This window comes from Candidatus Pseudomonas phytovorans (assembly GCA_029202525.1).
Taxonomy (GTDB): domain Bacteria; phylum Pseudomonadota; class Gammaproteobacteria; order Pseudomonadales; family Pseudomonadaceae; genus Aquipseudomonas; species Aquipseudomonas phytovorans.
Map to the genome: position 1 here is coordinate 2,404,948 of CP119325.1, position 21,270 is coordinate 2,426,217.

The 21,270-nt window shown below is 63.8% G+C and carries 3 protein-coding genes; all 3 read left to right on the forward strand.

The features are described 5' to 3' along the window. Position 1 precedes the first annotated feature (1 nt). From P0Y58_10660 to P0Y58_10670, 3 genes are read left to right on the forward strand one after another with little or no spacing between them, the layout of a single operon-like run. A complete protein-coding gene (locus P0Y58_10660) occupies positions 2-7,903 on the forward strand; it encodes an amino acid adenylation domain-containing protein (GenBank protein ID WEK32625.1) in 7,902 nt (2,633 codons plus the stop codon). Continuing rightward, on the forward strand, positions 7,900-20,226 hold the full coding sequence (locus P0Y58_10665) for a non-ribosomal peptide synthase/polyketide synthase (protein WEK32626.1): 12,327 nt from the start codon (positions 7,900-7,902) through the stop codon (positions 20,224-20,226). The genes P0Y58_10660 and P0Y58_10665 overlap by 4 nt, the downstream gene beginning before the upstream one ends. Positions 20,227-20,258: 32 nt before the next feature. Continuing rightward, positions 20,259-21,218, forward strand: coding sequence for an alpha/beta hydrolase (locus tag P0Y58_10670; protein ID WEK33308.1), 960 nt, complete (start codon positions 20,259-20,261; stop codon positions 21,216-21,218). The last annotated feature ends 52 nt before the right edge of the window (positions 21,219-21,270 follow it).

The following is a 21,270-nucleotide window of genomic DNA, read 5'->3' on the forward strand; positions in this document are numbered from 1 at the left end:
AGTGCAAGCGTTGCTCGACTCCGTCAAATCGTTGTCCACCAAAGAGCGTCACGCTCTGGCCATGCTCCTGAAGCGTCAGGGAATCAACTTGTACGGAGTCGCGCCGATCCCACCGAGAGCGCCGGGGGAGGCCCTGGCGCTGTCTTACGCCCAGCAGCGGCAGTGGTTTCTCTGGCAGATGGACCCGCAGGGCAGCGCTTACAATATCCCGGTCGCCCTGCGCCTGAAGGGCGACCTCGACCTGAAGGCGCTGCAAGCCAGCTTCGATGCGCTGATCGCCCGACACGAAACCCTGCGCACCACCTTTCACCTGGACGCTGACCAACCGGTACAGGTTATTCATGCCCAGGCGCCGGTCGCTCTGGTCATCGAAACTCTCAAGCCAACCGCTGCCGACCCCGGCAGCGCACTCAAGGCCTGGGTCGAGCAGGAAGTTCAACAACCCTTCGACCTGGAGCAGGGCCCCTTGCTACGGGTCAAGCTGCTGCGTCTGGCGGCGGATGACCACGTACTGGTCCTGACCTTGCACCACATCGTCTCCGATGGCTGGTCGACACCGATCATGGTCGACGAGCTGGTGCGTTTCTACGAGGCCGCCAAGGGCGGGCAGGCGCTGCAGCTGCCGCCGCTGGCTGTGCAGTATGCCGACTACGCCCTGTGGCAACGGCAATTCATGGCTGCGGGTGAGCGCGAGAAGCAGCTGAGCTACTGGACAACCCAGCTGGGTGACGAACAACCGGTGCTTGAACTGCCGCTGGACCGCCAGCGCGGCGCGGTGCAGAGCCATGCAGGCGCGCGCCTGGACATCACCATCGCTGATGCGCTGGCCGACGCCCTGAAGCAGTTGGCCAAGCGCCAGGGCGTGACCCTGTTCACCGTGCTGCTGGCCAGCTTCCAGGCCTTGCTGCACCGCTACAGCGGGCAGAGCGACATTCGCGTCGGCGTGCCGATTGCCAACCGCAATCGCAGCGAAGTCGAGGGGCTGATCGGCTTCTTCGTCAACACACAGGTACTCAAGGCAGACTTCGACCTGGGCACCACCTTCGAGCAACTGGTCGAGCAGGTCCACCAGGCCGGGCTCGGCGCACAGGCGCACCAGGACCTGCCATTCGAGCAACTGGTCGAAGCCCTGCAGCCGGAGCGCAGCCTCAGCCATAGCCCGTTGTTCCAGGTGATGCACAACCACGGCAGCGAGGGGCGCGGCCAGACCCGGCGCCTGCCAGGCCTGACCCTGGAGGCACTGGACTGGGATATCCATACCACCCAGTTCGACCTTGCATTGAACACCCTCGAGCATGAGCACGGCATCGGTGCGTTCCTGACCTACGCCACCGCCTTGTTCGATGCAGCCACCATCGCCCAGCTTGCCGGGCACTGGCAGGACTTGCTGGCCGCCATGGTCGCCCAACCGCAGCAGCGTATCGCCGAGCTGCCCTTGCTGAATGCCGTACAGCAGCAACAGGTGGTCCACGACTGGAACCGCACCCACGCCGATTACCCGCTCGACCAGGGCCTGCAACAGCTGATCGAAGCACAGGTGGCCGCCACCCCGGACGCGCCGGCGCTGGTCTTTGCCGAGCAGGTGCTGAGCTATCGTCAACTGAACCAGCGCGCCAACCAGCTGGCGCACAAACTGCGCGAGCAGGGCGTAGGCCCGGACGTGTTGGTCGGCATTGCCGCCGAGCGCAGCGTGGAGATGGTCATCGGCCTGCTGGGCATCCTCAAGGCCGGTGGCGCCTATGTGCCGCTGGACCCGGAATACCCCGCCGAGCGCCTGGCCTACATGATGCAGGACAGCGGCATCCGCCTGCTGCTGACGCAAGCCCACCTGCTTGCGCAATTGCCAGTGCCCGAGGGCGTGCAGCCGCTGCTGCTTGAGCCGCTGCCGGGCTACAGCGACGCCGACCCGGTGCACCACACCAGCCCGGGCAACCTGGCCTACGTGATCTACACCTCCGGTTCAACCGGGCGCCCCAAGGGCGCCGGCAACAGCCACCGCGCCCTGGTCAACCGCCTGTGCTGGATGCAGCAGGCCTATGGCCTGGGCGCCGGCGACACGGTGCTGCAGAAGACCCCGTTCAGTTTCGACGTGTCGGTGTGGGAGTTTTTCTGGCCGCTGCTGGTCGGCGCACGCCTGGCCGTGGCGCAACCGGGCGAGCACCGCGACCCGGAGCGCCTGGTCGAGGTGATCCGGCAATACGCGGTGACCACGTTGCACTTTGTGCCGTCGATGCTGCAGGCGTTCATGGGCAGTGCCGAAGTCGAGCGCTGCAGTAGCCTCAAGCGGGTGGTGTGCAGCGGCGAAGCCTTGCCGGCAGAACTGGCGCAACAGACCCTGGCGCGGCTGCCCGGCGCCCAGTTGTACAACCTCTACGGCCCGACCGAAGCAGCCATCGACGTCACCCACTGGACCTGCCGCACGGGCAATGACAGCGGCGTGCCGATCGGCCGCCCGATCGACAACCTGAAAACGCACATCCTTGGCGCCGGGCTGCAGAGTGTCGCCCCACGCGCCGCCGGTGAGCTGTACCTGGGCGGCGTGGGCCTGGCCCGTGGCTATCACCGGCGCCCGGCGCTGACCGCAGAACGCTTCGTCCCGGACCCGTTCGACAGTAGCGCCGAGGGCGGCGGCCGCCTGTACCGCACCGGCGATCTGGCGCGTTACCGGGCTGACGGGGTGATCGACTACAAGGGCCGCCTCGACCACCAGGTGAAGATCCGCGGCTTGCGCATCGAGCTGGGCGAGATCGAGACGCGCCTGCTGGAGCACCCGCAGGTGCGCGAGGCCGTGGTGCTGGACATCGACGGGCCGGCGGGCAAGCAGCTGGCCGCGTACCTGGTGGTGGCCGGCGACACCCCGGCCGATGCGCAGCAGCAGAACGCGCTGCGCAGCGATTTGCGCGAGCACCTGAGGCTCGGGCTGGCCGACTTCATGGTCCCGACCCACCTGTTGTTCCTGGAATGCCTGCCTGTAACCGCCAACGGCAAGCTGGACCGCAAAGCCCTGCCCAAGCCCGATGCCAGCGTGCTGCAGGACAGCTATGTGGCCCCGCGCAGCGCACTGGAGCAACAGATCGCGACGATCTGGGCCGAGGTGCTGAAGCTGGACCAGGTCGGCGTGACGGATAACTTCTTCGAGCTGGGTGGCGACTCGATCATCTCGATCCAGGTCGTCAGCCGGGCGAGGCAGGCCGGCATCCGCTTCACCCCCAAGGCGTTGTTCCAGCATCAAACCGTGCAGGGCTTGGCCACAGTAGCCACGCACATGGACGGCAGCGGCCCGCAGATCGACCAGGCGGCGGTGATCGGCGAGACCCTCTTGCTGCCGATCCAGCAGGCGTTCCTCGAACAGTCGATCGCCGAGCCTCACCACTGGAACCAGGCGGTGCTGCTTACCTCGACCAAGGCCATCGACGGCGTCGCGCTTGAGCAGGCATTGCACACACTGGTCGAGCATCACGATGCCTTGCGCCTGTGCTTCACGCCCCCACAGGGCACTGGCGCATGGCTGGCCGCGCATTGCGCCCCGGGCGACATCAAGCCCGGTCTGCTGTGGGTAGAAACCCTGACCGATTCGCAAGCGCTGCAAGAGCTCTGTGAGCGAGCGCAGCGTAGCCTGGACCTGCAACAGGGGCCGCTGTTGCGCGCTGTACTGGCGACCCTGCCCGATGGCAGCCAGCGCCTGCTGCTGGTGATCCATCACCTGGCAGTGGATGGCGTGTCGTGGCGCATTCTTCTGGAAGACCTGCAAAGCGCCTATGACCGCCACCTGGCAGGTCAGCCAATGGTGCTGCCGGCCAAGACCACTTCGACCAAAGCCTGGGCCGAACGGCTGGCAACCTACGCGCAGAGCGATGCAGTGCAGGCAGAACTCGGCTACTGGCAGGCACAGTTGCAAGGGGTCGACGCGCGATTGCCTCAGGACAAGGCGGATGGATCGCTGCACGGCCGCCATGGCGCGACAGTGCATGCGCGCCTTGACCGGCAGCAGACGTCGCGGCTGTTGCAACAGGCGCCGGCCGCCTACCGCACCCAGGTCAACGACTTGCTGCTGACCGCGCTGGCCCGTGTGATCGCCCGCTGGACCCAGCGCGATGACGTGCTGGTGCAACTGGAAGGGCATGGCCGTGAAGACCTGTTCGATGCGGTCGACCTGACCCGCACCGTCGGCTGGCTTACCAGCCTTTTCCCGGTAAAGCTGACATCGGCGGCGGACTTCGGGGCCGCCATCAAGCAGGTCAAGGAACAACTGCGTGCCATCCCCGACAAGGGCGTTGGCTATGGCGCACTGCGTTACCTGGGGGATGCGCACGCGCGTGGTGTGCTGGCGGGCTTGCCAGTGCCACCCATCACCTTCAATTACCTGGGGCAGTTGGACAGCACCTTTGCCGAAGGCTCGGGCCCGGGCGTGGAGCGGTTCCTGCAGCCAGCCGGTGAAAACAGCGGTGCCAGCCAGTCCGCCGAGGCCCCGCTGGAAAATCTGCTGTCCATCAACGGGCAGGTCTATGCAGGTGAGCTGAGCCTGGCCTGGACCTTCAGCCAGGACATGTTCGACCGTGCCACGGTCCAGGCCCTGGCCGATGACTACGTCAGCGAACTCCAGGCGTTGATCGACCATTGCGTCAACCAGGGCGCGGTCGGCCTGACCCCGTCCGATGTGCCGCTGGCTGCGCTGGACCAGGCCCAGCTGGATACCTTGCCGATCCCGGCCGGGGCAATCGAAGACATCTATCCGCTTTCGCCCATGCAGCAGGGCATGCTGTTCCATACGGTGTTCGAGCAGGGCCAGGGTGAGTACATCAACCAGATGCGCGTGGACGTCACCGGCCTGGACGTCGAGCGTTTCAAGCGCGCCTGGCAGGCAATGCTGGACCGACACGACGTGCTGCGCGCCGCGTTCGTCGCCCAGCTGGAACGCCCGGTGCAGGTGATTCGCAAGCACGTCGAACTGCCGTTCGAGGTGCTTGACTGGGCCGCGCAGGCTGACCTTGAGGCGCGCCTGGACACCTGGGCCGAGACCGATCGTTTGCGCGGTTTCGACTTGCAGGCGGCACCCTTGTTGCGCCTGACGGCCATCGGCACAGGCAGCGGCCGGCATCACCTGGTCTTCACCAGCCACCATATCCTGATGGATGGCTGGAGCAATGCGCAGCTGCTGGGCGAGGTGTTGCAGCACTACGCAGGCGTTGCCCTGGAGCGGCCTGCAGGGCGCTACCGCGACTATATCGAGTGGCTACAGCGCCAGGATGCCGAACAAAGCGAGACGTTCTGGCGCGAGCAATTGCGCCACCTCGGCGAGCCCACCCGTTTGGCCCAGGCGCTTCGTGCGGACCGCAGCCGCGCGGACACGGGCCATGGCGAATATCATCAGACCCTCGACGCAGCCTGCTTCCAAGCGTTGAGTGCGTTTGCACGGCAACAACGGGTGACGGTCAATACCCTGCTGCAGGCAGCCTGGCTGCTGCTGTTGCACCGCTACACCGGGCAGGAAGGCGTGGCGTTCGGTGCCACGGTTGCCGGGCGGCCGGCAGACCTGCGCGGTGTCGAGCATCAGCTGGGCCTGTTCATCAACACCTTGCCGGTAGCAGCCAGGCTGCAGCCTGACCTGAGTGTGGGGGCGTGGGTCGAGGGTTTGCAGGCGCAGAACCTGAGCATGCGCGAGCATGAACACACGCCGCTCTATGACATCCAGCGCTGGGCGGGGCTGGCCGGTGAGCAGATGTTCGACACACTGCTGGTGTTCGAAAACTACCCTGTCGGTGAAGTGCTGGAGCAGGGCTCCAGTGCAGGCCTGACATTTACCGGCACGCAGAACCGCGAGCGGACCAACTATCCGCTGACGCTGATGATCGAGTCGGGCAATGCCCTGACGATCCATTACCACTTTGACCGCAGCCAGCTCGCAGGCGCGGGTGTCGAACAGATCGCCCGGCACTTTGCCAATCTGCTGCAGGCGATGGTGCAGCATGCCGATACCTCTGTCGGTGAACTGCAGATGCTCGATGCCGAAGAGCAACAGCGTATCGTCTACGACTGGAACGCTACCCAGGCCGAGTACCCGCGCCAGCGCAGCCTGCCCGAGCTGTTCGAAATGCAGGTGGCGCGCACGCCAGAGGCCCCGGCACTGCTGTTTGCCGAGCAGACCTTGAGCTACCGCGAACTCAACCAGCGCGCCAACCGGCTGGCGCGCAAGTTGCGCACACTGGGCGTGGGCCCGGATGTGCTGGTGGCAATTGCGGTCGAGCGCTCGGTGGAAATGGTCGTGGGCCTGCTGGCGATCCTCAAGGCCGGAGGCGCCTATGTGCCGCTGGACCCGGAATACCCCCGCGAGCGCCTGGGCTACATGATGGAGCAGAGCGGCGCCCATCTGTTGCTCACCCTCAGCCATTTGCTGGCGCACCTGCCCACGCACAGCGCGCAGACCTGGTGCCTGGACAGCGACTGGCATCAGCTTGAGGCCTTCGATGGCGAGAACCTGGGCATCGTGCAGCACCCCGAGCATCTCGCCTATTGCATCTACACCTCTGGTTCAACCGGGCGACCCAAGGGGGTCGAGGTGCGCCATCAGGGGCTGGTCAACTTCCTTGCCAGCATGGCGGTAGAGCCCGGCATCGACGCCCACGACCGGGTGCTGGCACTGACCTCGCTGTCGTTCGACATTGCCGGCCTGGAGCTGTACCTGCCGTTGCTGGCCGGCGCTTCGGTGGTGCTGCTCGGTGAGCGCCAGAACAAGGACCCGGCGGCGTTGCAGGCGGTGATCGAGCGCCACGCCGTTACCACCATTCAGGCCACACCGTCGACCTGGCGCATGCTGCTGCAGGCGCTGCCGGCGCAAGCCTTGCGTGGCTGCAAGGTCATCAGTGGCGGCGAGGCGTTGCCTGTGGACCTGGCCGAGCAACTGCTACCGCTGTGCGGGCGCATCTGGAACCTGTACGGGCCAACCGAGACGACCATCTGGTCGGCGGCGCACTGCCTGGACAATGAACACCCCTTGCCGTTGTTGGGCAAGCCGATCGCCAACACCACCTTGCAGGTGCTGGCGCACGACCTCTCGACCGCCGCGATTTGCACCGCCGGGGAACTGATGATCGGTGGCGATGGCCTGGCCCGGGGTTATCAGCGCCGTGCCGCATTGACCGCCGAGCGCTTCGTGCCGGACCCGTACGACCGCAGCGGGCAGGGCGGTGGCAGGCTTTACCGTACCGGTGACCTGGCCAGCTATCGCAGCGACGGGCTGTTGGAATACGTGGGCCGCATCGACCACCAGGTGAAGGTGCGTGGCTATCGCATCGAACTGGGCGAGATCGAGGCAAGGCTGATCGATGACCCGGCAGTGCGCGAGGCGGTCGTCATCGACATTGATGGCCCAGGCGGTACGCAACTGGCTGGCTACCTGGTCGCGCACGGCGAAGCAGCTGCCACCGAGGAGCAGCGCAGCGCCTTGCGCCGCCACTTGCGCGAACAGCTGCGCGCGGCCTTGCCGGACTACATGGTGCCCGCGTACCTGACCTGGCTCGATGCGCTGCCGCTCACGCCCAACGGCAAGCTCGACCGCAAGGCCTTACCCCAGCCTGACCTGGGCGTATCGCAGCAAGGCCATGTCGCGCCGCAGAGCGAGGTCGAGCAGCAGATCGCTGCCGTCTGGGCACAGCTGCTGAACGTGGAGAAGGTCGGCCTGAATGACAACTTCTTCGAGCTGGGAGGGCATTCGCTACTGGCGCTATCGGTGCTCTCGCGCTTGCAACTTTCGCTGGGATTGACCGTGGAACCGGCCGTGCTGTTCCAGCACCCGGTGCTGGGCGATTTCGCCAGATACATCGAATCCATCGGCGACGCGTCGGCTTTCGACGAAAAGCTGCAGCGTCTGGATATGCTTTTTGAAGAGTTTGAGGTGAATGAATGAGTAACGATGCCGCGCTGAATATCGCCAAGCGTTTTGTCACGCTGCCGCTGGCCAAGCGCAAGCTGTATCTGCAGAAGATGTACGCCGAGAACATTTCTCCGGCCAACTTGCCGGTGCCTTGCACGCAATCGCTGTTCGACCGCGTGCCGGTGTCGTTCGCCCAACAGCGTCAATGGTTCCTCTGGCAGATGGACCCGCAGAGCACGGCCTACAACCTGCCGATCGCGCTGAGGCTGAAGGGAGACCTGGATGTTGAAGCCCTGCGTAGCGCCTTCCAGGCCTTGATCGTGCGGCACCAGACGTTGCGTACCACATTCGCGCTCGACGACGAGCAGCTTGTGCAGGTCATTCACCCGCCGGAGTCGTTCGAACTCGAAGCACAAACTGTTGACCTTGAGCCTACCGCTGCAATTGACGCACAACTCAAGGCATGGGTCGAATCCGAGGCCGGGACACCCTTCGATCTGGAACGCCAGTGGCCGACGAGAGTCAGGTTGCTGCGCCTGCAAGCGCAGGATCATGTGCTGATCATCACGCTGCACCATATCGCTACCGACGGCTGGTCAATGCAGGTACTGGTCGACGAGCTTATCGAGCATTACGGCCGCACGTGCAGCGGCCAGACCGTGGCGCTGGCACCACTGCCCATCCAGTATGCCGACTACGCCATCTGGCAGCGGCACTGGATGGAGGCGGGCGAGCAGGAGCGCCAACTGGCGTACTGGCAGGCGCACCTGGGGGATGAACATCCGGTGCTGGAACTGCCCAGCGACCGGCCGCGTCCGGCAACCCAGCGCTTCGAAGGCGCGAGCCTTAAGTGCGAGCTCGACGCAGGGCTTGCCAGCGCGCTCAAGCAGCAGGCGCAACAGCAGGGCGTGACGCTTTTCACACTGCTGCTGGCCAGTTTCCAGACCCTGCTGCATCGCTACTCGGGTCAGGATGAAGTGCGTGTCGGCATTCCCATCGCCAACCGTAACCGGGTCGAAACCGAGCGCCTGATCGGCTTCTTCGTCAACACCCAGGTGCTCAAGGCCGAGTTCGATGACGCGCTGACATTCACAGGCCTGCTTGGCCAGATGCACCAGACCACCTTGGCCGCCCAGGCGCATCAGGACCTTCCCTTCGAGCAACTGGTAGAAGCGCTGCACCCGGAGCGCAGCCTCAGCCACAGCCCGCTGTTCCAGGTCATGTACAACCACCAGACGCAGGCCCGGGGAGAGGCCCGGCGCCTGCAGGGGTTGCAGGTCGAAGGCATCGACTGGGCGCGACAGACCGCGCAGTTTGACCTCACGCTGAACACTGTCGAGCATGAGCAAGGGATTGCGGTTGAGCTCAATTACGCAACCGCGTTGTTCGAAGCGTCATCGATCGATCGCATGGCTTCGCATTGGACCCACTTGTTGCAGGCTATCGTCGCGCAGCCAGGGCAGCTTGTCGCTGAGTTGCCGATGCTTGGGTCGCAAGAGCATCACCAGATAGTGGAACAGTGGAACAGCACTGAAGCGTCTTACCCTGCCGATCAGGGCATGCATCAATTGATCGAGGCGCAAGCCCGCGCGACGCCACAGGCCCCAGCGGTGTTGTTCGGCGAGGAGGTATTGACCTACCGCCAACTGAACCAGCGCGCCAACCGGCTTGCCCACGCATTGCGCGAACAAGGGGTAGGCCCGGACGTGCTGGTTGGCATCGCGGTGGAGCGTTCGGTCGAGATGGTGGTAGGGCTGCTGGCCGTTCTCAAGGCCGGGGGCGCCTATGTGCCGTTCGATCCGGAGTATCCGGCCGAACGCCTGACCTACATGATGGAGGACAGCGGCATCCGTCTGCTGCTGACTCAGACTGCTCTGCGCGACCAGCTGCCGATCGGCCCCGCCGTCGCCTGCATCGTGCTCGACGGGGCAGATGACTGGCTGGCTGCCTACAGCGACGCCGACCCTGACAACCTCAGCCAGCCCGCTGACCTGGCCTATGTCATCTACACCTCGGGCTCGACCGGCAGGCCCAAGGGCGCGGGCAACAGTCACCAGGCGCTGGTCAATCGGCTCTGGTGGATGCAAAAGGCTTACGGCCTGGGTCCCGGCGACACCGTGTTGCAGAAGACTCCCTTCAGCTTTGACGTATCCGTGTGGGAATTCTTCTGGCCCTTGTTCACCGGAGCGCGGCTGGCGGTGGCCCGACCTGGCGATCACCGGGACCCCGAACGCCTGGTTGAAACGATCAGGCAGCACAAGGTCACGACCTTGCATTTCGTTCCGTCCATGCTTCAGGCCTTCATGACCAGCGAGCACGTGGAACTGTGCGAAACCCTCGAGCGCGTGGTGTGCAGTGGCGAGGCATTGCCTGCGGACCTCTCGGAGCAGGTATTGGCCAGGCTCCCACAAGCCGGGCTTTTCAACCTTTACGGCCCGACGGAAGCGGCAATCGACGTCACTCACTGGACCTGCCAGGCGCAAGCCAATGGCAGCGTGCCGATCGGTACACCGATCGACAACCTGAAAACGCATATCCTCAGCAGCGCCTTGCTGCCGGTGCCGCAAGGTGTGGCGGGCGAGCTGTACCTGGGTGGCGTGGGCCTGGCGCGTGGATATCATCAGCGCCCGGCGCTTACGGCCGAGCGCTTCGTGCCAGACCCGCACGATCGCAGCAAGCAGGGTGGTGCACGGTTGTACCGCACCGGCGACCTGGCGCGGTACCGCGCGGGCGGAGTGATCGAATACGCTGGCCGCCTTGACCATCAGGTGAAGATACGCGGCCTGCGCATCGAGCTTGGCGAGATCGAGTCCAGGCTCCTTGAGCACGACAGGGTGCGCGAGGCCGTGGTGATCGATATCGATGGACCAGGTGCCAAGCAGTTGGCTGCCTACCTGGTGGTCGATGTGCAGGATGGCGAGCTGGAAGAGCTCCTGCGCCGGCACCTCATGGCCACGTTGCCGGACTACATGGTGCCCACCCACCTGCTGTTCGTCGATGCCCTGCCACTGACCCCGAACGGCAAGCTGGATCGCAAGGCACTGCCACGCCCTGACGCACGTCAGCGGCAGAAAAACCATGTGGCGCCACGCAACGCGCTCGAGCAGCGGATCGCAGCGATCTGGGCCGACGTGCTCAAGCTTGAGCGGGTAGGCGTTACCGATAACTTCTTCGAGCTGGGCGGCGACTCGATCATCTCGATCCAGGTTGTCAGCAGAGCACGACGCGAGGGCATGACCTTCACTCCCAAGCAGTTGTTCCAGCTTCAGACAGTCGAAGGGCTGGCGGCAGTGATCGCCAATGGCCAGACCCAGGCGATGCAGATCGACCAGGGCGCCGTACAGGGGCAGATGCAGCTGCTGCCGATCCACCAGGCATTCTTCGATGATGCCATCGCCGAGCGTCACCACTGGAACCAGGCCATTTTGCTCAAGCCCGGGCAAACCCTGGCCAGCGACGTGCTCGACCGCGCTCTGCAAGCGTTGCTGGCCCATCATGATGGGTTGCGCGTGAGCTTCGTGCAGCAAGACGGCGGTTGGTTCGCCCGCTACCGGGAGATTGGCGAGCCGGCCCAGGCTGCTTGCCTGTGGCACGCGCAACTTCAGCAGCAATCCGAATTGCAGGCGCTGTGCGAAGAGGCCCAACGTAGCCTCGATCTGCAGCAAGGGCCACTGTTACGCGCCGTCCTGGCAGACCTGCCCGACGGTAGCCAACGGCTGTTGCTGGTCATCCACCACCTGGCTGTGGATGGCGTTTCGTGGCGGATTCTGCTCGAAGACCTACAGGCCGCTTACCGTCAGGCAGCGCTCGGTCAGGCAATTGCCCTGCCGGCCAAGACCAGTTCCGTCAAGGCATGGGCCGAGGCGCTGCAGGGCTATGCCAACAGCGAGGTACTGCGCAATGAGCTGCCTTATTGGCAGGCAGTGTCAGCACATGTCGATGCCGCGCTCCCTTGTGACAACGCTGGTGGCTCACTGCAAGCCAGGCATGCAGCTGTCGCCCGCACACAGCTGGATCAGCACTACACCCGTCAGCTCCTGCAGCAGGCCCCAGGGGCCTATCGCACTCAGGTCAACGACTTGTTGTTGACTGCCTTGGCCCGGGTGATTGCCCGCTGGACAAAGCAGGATGATGTGCTCGTGCAACTTGAAGGGCATGGTCGTGAGGAACTGAGCGATACCGTCGACCTCAGCCGTACCGTGGGATGGTTCACCAGCCTGTTTCCGGTCAGGCTCAGCACCACCGATGCGATGGGCACATCGATCAAGACCATCAAGGAACAGCTACGTGCTGTTCCCAATAAAGGGCTTGGCTTCGGCGCACTGCGCTACATGGGCGATCAGGAGGCCCGCCAGGCGCTGGCGGAAATGGCATCGCCAAGGATCACCTTCAACTACCTCGGGCAGTTCGATGCCAGCTTCGACGAGCCTGCTGGCGAGTTGAGCGAGGCAGCCTTCCTGGTACCGGCCGCCGAGCACAGTGGTGCCAGCCGCGGCGAAACGGCGCCACTGGGCAACTGGTTGTCGATTGACGGGCAGGTATTCAAAGGCGAACTGAGCCTGAACTGGACCTTCAGCCAGGCCATGTTCGAGGTCGCGACGATTGAACAGCTGGCAGCCGAGTACGCTCAAGAATTGCAGGATCTGGTCGATCACTGCGTGGCCGACGGTGCATTTGGCCGCACGCCTTCCGATTTTCCTCTGTGCAACCTGACCCAGGAGCAACTTGACGCGTTGCCTGTGCCTGTCTGCGGCATTGAGGACATCTATCCTCTGTCGCCGATGCAGCAGGGCATGCTGTTCCACAGCGCCTATGAGCAGACCGGGGATTACATCAACCAGATGTGCGTGGACGTGCAGGGCCTGGACGTTGCACGCTTCAGTCAGGCCTGGCAAGCGATGGCGGCGCGGCACGATGTGCTGCGTGCCAGCTTCGTTACCCTGTTTGAACAGCCCTTGCAGATCATCCGCCAGCAGGTGCATGTACCTTGCGTCGAACTGGACTGGTCGGGGCACGAAGACCTCCAACGGGCGCTGGCTGTGCTGACGGAGGAAGACCGGCACAAAGGCTTTGACCTGCAAGGTGACCCGTTGCTCAGGATCACCGCGGTCCGTACCGGCCCCGACAGCCATCACCTGATCTATACCAGCCACCATATCCTCATGGATGGCTGGAGCAACTCACAGTTGCTCGGCGAGGTGCTGCAGCACTACGCAGGGCAACCGGACGAGCGCAAGGCAGGGCGCTACCGTGACTACATTGAGTGGCTGCAGGCCCAGAGCAAGGACCGCAGCGCGGCCTTCTGGCAGGAGCAGTTACAGGATCTGCAGGAGCCGACACACCTGGCGCAGGTGTTCCGACAAGGCAGGGCGGTTACAGACAGCGGCTATGCCGATCATTATCAGGTGCTGGACTGGCAGCCGTCGCTCAGTGAGTTCGCCCGCGAGCGCCGGGTTACTGTCAACACGCTGGTGCAAGCGGCCTGGCTGTTGCTACTGCAACGTCATACCGGCCAGGAATGCGTCGCTGTCGGCGCCACGGTCGCTGGCCGACCGGCGGAAGTGGCCGGCTCGGAGCATCAGCTGGGGCTGTTCATCAACACCTTGCCGGTGATCAACCGGCTGCAGCCGACGATGACTGTTGAGCAATGGGTCACCGAGCTGCAGGGCCGGAACCTGGCCTTGCGCGAGTACGAGCACACCGCGCTGTATGACGTTCAGCGTTTGGCGGGGGTGGCTGCGGACGGGTTGTTCGATACCTTGCTGGTGTTCGAAAACTACCCTGTCTCCGAGGCGCTGCGCGAAGGCGCTCCCGCAGGCTTGACGTTCATCGACACGCACATTCATGAGCAGACCAACTACCCGTTGACCTTGGCCATCGGCCTGGGTGCGAAGTTGTCCGTTCACTACAGCTATGACCGTTCGCGCTTCAGCGACCGGGACATCGAGCACATCGCCGGGCACTTCGCCAACCTGCTGCATGCCATCATCCAGAGCCCGCAGCGCCTCATCGCCGAGCTGCCGATGTTGGGCACGGATGAATACCGTCGCATCGTGGAGGCGTGGAACGACACGTCGGTCAGCTATCCGGGCTCGCGCTGCGTGCATCAGTTGTTCGAAGCTCAGGCGCTGCAACAACCCGATGCTATCGCACTGGTATTCGCGGGGCAGCAGCTCACCTACGGGCAGCTCAATGCCCGCGCCAACGGCTTGGCGCACAGCTTGCGCGAGCGTGGCGTGGGGCCGGACGTACTGGTCGGCATAGCCTTGGAGCGCTCGGTGGACATGGTCGTGGGCTTGCTGGCGATCCTGAAAGCAGGAGGGGCATATGTGCCCCTCGACCCTGAGTATCCGCAGGACCGCCTGGCGTACATGATCGAAGACAGTCGTATCCGGCTGTTGTTGACCCATCGGGATGTTCAACTGCCTGCCTGCGCGCACATCCAGATCATGATGCTCGACGAATTGCACGATTGCCTGCCACGCGAGGCTGGCAACCTGGCGTTTGCAGGGTACCCCGGCAACCTTGCCTATGTGATCTACACCTCGGGCTCGACGGGCAAGCCCAAAGGTGCGGCCAATACCCATGAAGCGCTGCTGAACAGGCTGTTCTGGATGCAGGACGCCTACGTGCTGGGCACCGATGACAAGGTCCTGCAGAAAACCCCTTTCAGCTTCGATGTGTCGGTCTGGGAGTTCTTCTGGCCTTTGATGACGGGGGCCCGCCTGGTGCTTGCCCAACCGGGCGAGCATCGCGACCCGGCGCTTCTCATGCGTCTGATCGAGGCCGAAGCCATCACCACGTTGCACTTCGTGCCGTCGATGCTGCAGGCTTTCATCAGTGGCGACAGCCCGCAGGCAGCCTGTACGTCGCTACGGCAAGTGATGTGCTCCGGCGAGGCACTGCCGCTGGAGCTGCAACGCAGCGCGATGGCATTGCTGCCTGGTACCCAGTTCTACAACCTGTACGGGCCTACCGAAGCGGCCATCGATGTTACCCATTGGCACTGTGTGGACGAACAGAGCCACACCGTTCCGATCGGCCGACCGATCGCCAACCTGCGCACCTATATTCTCGATGATGAGCTCAATCCGGTGCCGCCGCCCGTCACGGGCGAGCTGTATCTGGGCGGTATCGGCCTGGCCCGCGGTTACCATGAACGCGCGATGCTGACGGCAGAGCGCTTCTGTGTCAGCCCCTTCGGGGACGGCGAGCGTCTGTATCGCACAGGTGACCTGGCACGTCAGCGTGAAGACGGGGTGATCGAATACGCTGGGCGGATCGACCACCAGGTGAAAATCCGCGGCCTGCGTATCGAGCTTGGCGAGATCGAAGCGAGCCTGCTGGAGCATCCGGCCGTGCAGGAGGCTGCGGTCCTGGCCATCGATCTTGCGACTGGCAAGCAACTGGTGGCATTTGTCGTCATCGATCAGGCAGAGCAACTGAACGATGTGAAGGCCGTTCTGGCCCGACGGCTGCCGGATTACATGGTGCCTTACCACTACGTCCTGCTCGACAGCATGCCGCTGTCACCCAACGGCAAGCTGGACCGCAAGCGCTTGCCGATGCCCCAGCTCAAGGCCACCGTGCAGCAGTACATTGCCCCTCGCAACGAAGTCGAAGGCGCTTTGGCGCTGATCTGGCAAGACGTGTTGCAGCGGGAGCAGGTAGGTATCCACGACAACTTCTTCGAGCTTGGTGGCGACTCGATCGTGTCCATCCGGATCGCCAGCAGGGCGCGGCTTGCAGGTTACGACGTTTCTCCGAAACGGGTATTCGAGCACCAGACCATCGCTCAGTTGGCCCAGACGCTGGCGTGTCAGGCGCCTGCATCCGAAGCGCCGGCCGTGGCACGTATCGTCGTCAGTGACGAGCAGCGGGCCTTGTTACCCCTGTCCGCCGACGCCATCGAAGATGCCTACCCGCTCTCGCCGATGCAGCAAGGCATGCTGTTCCATTCCATCGAGGAGAAGGGTGAAGGGCTGTACATCCATCAGGTCAGCTTGCCGGTGACCGGCCTGAAGACGGCACCTTTCATCCAGGCCTGGGCCGCAGTGACCGCTCGTCACGAAGTGCTGCGCACCAGCTTCCACTGGGCCGGCCTGGCCGAACCGCTGCAGGTGGTGCATGCCCATGCACAGATGCCGGTACGGGAAATCGATCTGCAGGGCAACGAGGCGCCTGAAGCCACCCTGCAGGCGCTTGCCCATGAAGAGTGGCTGAACGGTTTCGACCTGACCCAGGCCCCGTTGCACCGGATGTTGCTGGTGAAGCTGGACCCGAATACGTATCACATGATCTGGACCAGTCACCACATCCTGATGGACGGCTGGAGCACATCGCGGCTGTTTGCCGAGGTCATGCAGCACTACGCCGGCAAACCGGTGGCCGGCGAGGTAGGTCGCTATGGCGATTTCATTGCATGGCTGCAAGCCCAGGACAAAGGCCAGCAGGAGGCGTTCTGGCGTGAAAGCCTGGCAGGTGTCGAACCTACCTTGCTGGTCCAGGCGATTCACCCGCGGCACAGCGCCACTGAAACCGGGCACAACGCCCTTTATTCGCGCTGGGATAAAGCCTGGACGACGCGCCTGCAGGATTACTGCCGCAGCTTGAGGATCACGCCTAACACCTTGATCCAGGGTGCCTGGCTGCTGTTGCTGCAACGCTATACGGCCAAGCCCGCCGTCACCTTCGGTGCGACCGTCGCCGGTCGGCCGGAGTCGCTGCCTGGCGCCGACAGCACTTTGGGGTTGTTCATCAACACGCTGCCGGTATCGCAGACAATCGATCCGACTGCCTGCCTGGAAGACTGGCTCCGTGACCTGCAGGCCTACAACCTGGAGCTGCGCAACTGGTCGCATACCCCACTGAACGATGTGCAGCGGTGGTCAGGTACCCCAGGGCAAGCGCTGTTCGATAGCATCATCGTGTTCGAGAACTACCCTATCGACGAGAGCATGCGCGAGTCGTCCGACAGTGAAGTAGGCTTTGGCGAATCCAGTGGCGTGGGCGTCACCAACGTTCCCATGGACCTGGCCGTACACCTTAACGACACCTTGTCGATCGAGTATTTGTACCTGCGCAACAGTTTCAGTGAAGCGTCGGTACAAGGCATTCGCCAGAGTATGGAAGCCACGCTCGATGCCATGCTGAGCCAGCCTCAGGCGCGACTCGGCAATCTCCAGTGTCTGCCGCCTGCACAGCTGGAGCAGGCGGTGCAATGGGGCGCCGAGCCTGCGACAGGCTACGATGTGCAGACATTGGTTCAGTCGATAACAGCGCAAGCGCTGCGCCAACCTGATGCCATCGCGCTGGTATGCGCCGGGCAAAACCTCACCTACGCCGAGCTGGAGCGGCAGGCCGAGCAGCTCTGCACAGTGCTGCGCCTAAAGGGTGCCGCGCCCGAAGTGATCGTCGGCGTGGCCCTGGAGCGTTCGCTGGAGCTGGTGGTGACATTGCTGGCGATCATGAAGACGGGTGCCGCCTATGTACCGCTGGATCTCGAATACCCCGCTGATCGTCTGGCATGGATGATCGAGGATTCGGGCATGCAGCTGCTGGTGACACGCCACTCGCTGCTGCAGCGCCTGCCCTCACTGGAGCGCGTGCAAGTCATCGATCCTGGTGTCGACCAGCACGCCCCGCAGCTTGTGCTGCCCCCTGTGGCAATCGAAGATGGCAACCTGGCCTACCTGATCTATACCTCAGGCTCGACCGGCAAGCCCAAAGGGGTAGCCGTCGCCCAGGGGCCATTGAGCCGGCATTGCCAGGCTATCGTGGCACGATATGAAATGGGGCCCTCGACCCGAGAGCTGCATTTCATGTCGTTCGCCTTCGACGGTGCCCAGGAGCGCTGGCTGAGCACACTGCTCAGCGGTGGCACGTTGGTTATCCGCGACGGTGATTTGTGGACCGTGGAACAGACCCTGGAGGCCTTGTGGCGCGAGCGCATCACCATCGCCTGTTTCCCGCCGGCCTACCTGAAGCAGTTGGCAGAGTCGGTGCAGGAGAGCGGCCAACAGCCGCCACCGGTGCTGATCTACTGCTTTGGTGGCGATGCGGTGCCCGAACAAACGTTCGAGCAGGTCAGGACTGCGCTCAAGCCTTCGTGGCTGACCAATGGCTATGGCCCGACCGAAACGGTGGTGACGCCGCTTCTGTGGAAGGTGCCTGGCGACGGCCATTGCGCGGCTGCCTATGCGCCAATCGGTCATGCTGTAGGTCAGCGCTCTCTGCGCGTACTCGATGACGAGCTCAACCCGCTGCCTGCAGGGTTCGCGGGCGAGTTGCTGATCGGCGGCGACGGTGTGGCCCGTGGCTATCACGGCCGCCCAGCCCTGACTGCGGAGCGTTTCGTGCCTGACCCACTGGGCAACCACGGCGCGCGTGTCTACCGCAGTGGCGACCTGGTACGCCGACGGGATGATGGCACGGTCGACTATGTTGGCCGTATCGACAACCAGGTCAAGATCAGGGGGTTCCGGATCGAGCTGGGTGAAGTCGAAGCGGTGTTGCGCACCCAGGATGGGGTGCGGGACGCTGTGGTGGTGGTACACGAGTCGCCGGTGGGCAAGCAACTGATCGGGTATGTGGTAGGTGCAGACGCAAGCCAGGGGAAAGCGTTGAAAGCCGCATTGGCTGCGCAATTGCCGGAATACATGGTGCCGTCGCAGGTTCTCGTGTTGGCTGCATTCCCGGTTACGCCGAACGGCAAGCTCGACCGCAAACGCCTGCCAGAACCGGTGTTCGAGTCGGCAGGGCATGTTGCGCCTCGCAATGAACAGGAGCGGGTGCTGGCGCAGATCTGGGAGGAGGTGTTGCAGGTCGATACCATCGGCATCACGGACAACTTCTTCGAGCTCGGCGGCGACTCCATCCTCAGCCTGCAGGTCGTGTCCCGGGTGAGGAATCACCCGACCCTGGAGCTGGATTTGAAACTGCGTGATGTGCTGCGTTTCCAGACTATCGAGGCGATTCTCGGCAAGCAGGAGCAGGCCGGTCATGCGCCTGTGCAGGCCGCCGAGACGGGAGCGGTCGACGGCCTGTTCAATCTGCTGCCCATTCAGGAGTGGATGTTCGCCGAAGCGCTTCCGGACCCGGCGCACTTCAACCAGGCCCTGATGCTCAAGCCGCGCACCGCTCTGGACCTGGATGCGCTGGAGCAAGCGCTTGCCTGCATCGAAGCGCACCATGATGCCCTGCGGCTGCGCTTCGTCCAGGAAAACGGTCGCTGGCTGCAACGCTACCTGACGCCCGATGAAGCCAGGCAACCGCTGCTGCAGCGCGAACAGGCGTGTGACGAGCAGGTGCTGATGGCCCTGGCCAATCAGGCTCAACGCAGCTTGGGGCTTGTCAATGGACCTGTCTGGCGAGCGCTGCACGTACAGCTTGCCGATGGGCAGGCGCGGCTGTTGCTGGTCATTCATCACCTGGTCATGGACGGTGTGTCATGGCGGGTACTGCTTGAAGACCTGCAGCAGGCTTACCAGGCCTGTGTCCAGGCCAACGCCCCGGTATTGCCGGCTCGCACCACGAGCTACCGGGCCTGGGCAGAGCGCCTGCGAACAGAGGCTGCATCGATTGCCGCGCAGCAGGGTGACTGGTGGCTTGCCCAGCTCGAACCGCTGTCGAACGCGTTCCCCTGCGACAACCCGCGCGGGCGCAACGAGGTCAGCGAGCAGGCGGCGGCCCATCTGTACCTGACGCGGGAAAAGACGGCGCAGTTGCTCAAGCAGGCGCCTGCCGCCTATCGCACCCAGGTAAACGACATTCTTCTGGCTGCGCTGGCACGTGTGCTATGCCGCTGGAGCGGCGAAGATGCCGCATTGATCCAGCTCGAAGGGCATGGCCGCGAAGACCTTTACGACGGTGTGGATCTGTCCCGGACAGTCGGCTGGTTCACCAGCATGTTCCCGGTATGCCTCGCGCCTGGAGATGCTGCGGCGGTCGGTGAGTCGATCCAGGCGACGCAACGACAGCTGGCGGCGGTACCTGACAAAGGTGTGGGCTACGGTGTGCTGCGTTACCTGGGCGAACCCTGGATGCGCGAGCGCCTGGCGGCTGCAGCTCAACCGCGCGTGACGTTCAACTATTTCGGTCAGTTCGACCAGAGCTTCGACGAACACGCCATGCTCGAGCCCGCGCCGGAAGGCTCGGGGGACTGCTACAGCCCCAGGGCGCGCCTGGCCAACTGGCTGGAAATCGTCGGCCAGGTCTACGATGGCTCGCTCTCATTGCGGTGCGTCTATAGCAAGCGCCGGTATCGGTCGCAGACCATCGATGCCTTGATGGAAAGCTACCGCGACGAACTTGAACTGCTGATCGACCACTGTCTCTGCGTGACTGGCGCTGCCTGAGGGCAAGCGCCAGGCAGTTTTTTCCAAGGAATATCAAGTTGAACAACGATCTGGAAGCGTTTCTCGATATGGTTGCAATGAACCCACAGGACCAGGCCATGCATCGGCTTGGCCCGGTGCAGGCGCGCACGAGTTTCGAGCTGGCCACGCAGCGTTTGCGCTGGCCAGCGCCGCAGGACCTGGCGCTCGATTCGTTGACCTGTACCGCTCGCGACGGTGTGGCTTTGCCGTTGCGCGTGTACAAACCTGCGCAGGCCGATGGCCGGCCACTGCCGGTGCTGGTGTATTTCCACGGCGGTGGCTTTGTTGTCGGTAGCCTGGATTCACATGATGGTGTGTGCCGTGAGCTGTGCGCACGATCAGGTTGTGCGGTGGTTTCGGTAGGTTATCGGCTGGCCCCCGAGCACCGCTTCCCAACGGCCTTCGAGGACGGCTGGGATGTGCTCGAAGCACTGCCAGTTGTGGCCCAGGCCCACGGCCTTGACCTGCAGCGGGTTGTGCTGGCGGGCGATAGCGTGGGCGCAACCCTGGCCACCGCTCTGGCCCTGCATGCCGCCTGGCAAGGCGAGGCTGCCGCGGTCCAGCCGATCGGGCAACTGTTGTGCTACCCGGTCACGGATGCGGGAGGCGTGTACGCCTCGCGTACCCTGTTCGGGGAGGGGTACCTGCTGGAGGATGAAACGCTTGAGTGGTTCTACGGCCTCTATGCCCGCGAACCCCAGGATCGTCACGACTGGCGTTTCTCTCCGTTGCGGGCCGAGAGCCTGAGCGGGGTCGCTCCCGCCATCGTCCTGTTGGCTGGCCTGGATCCGCTGCTGGATGAAGGACAGGCTTACGCCGAGCGGTTGCAAGCATCCGGAGTGGGCGTGGATATCATCCTGGCACAGGACATGACCCATGACCTGTTGCGCATGATGTCGGTGACTGCAGAGGTTTCGGCGGTTTATGAGCAGTTGGTCGACAGGCTGAGTGTGCTGATCGCCAATGTCTGAGTGATTCCCAGCCCGAAAGGGCTGGGTATTCTTCTGCAAGTGGTCTCGTATA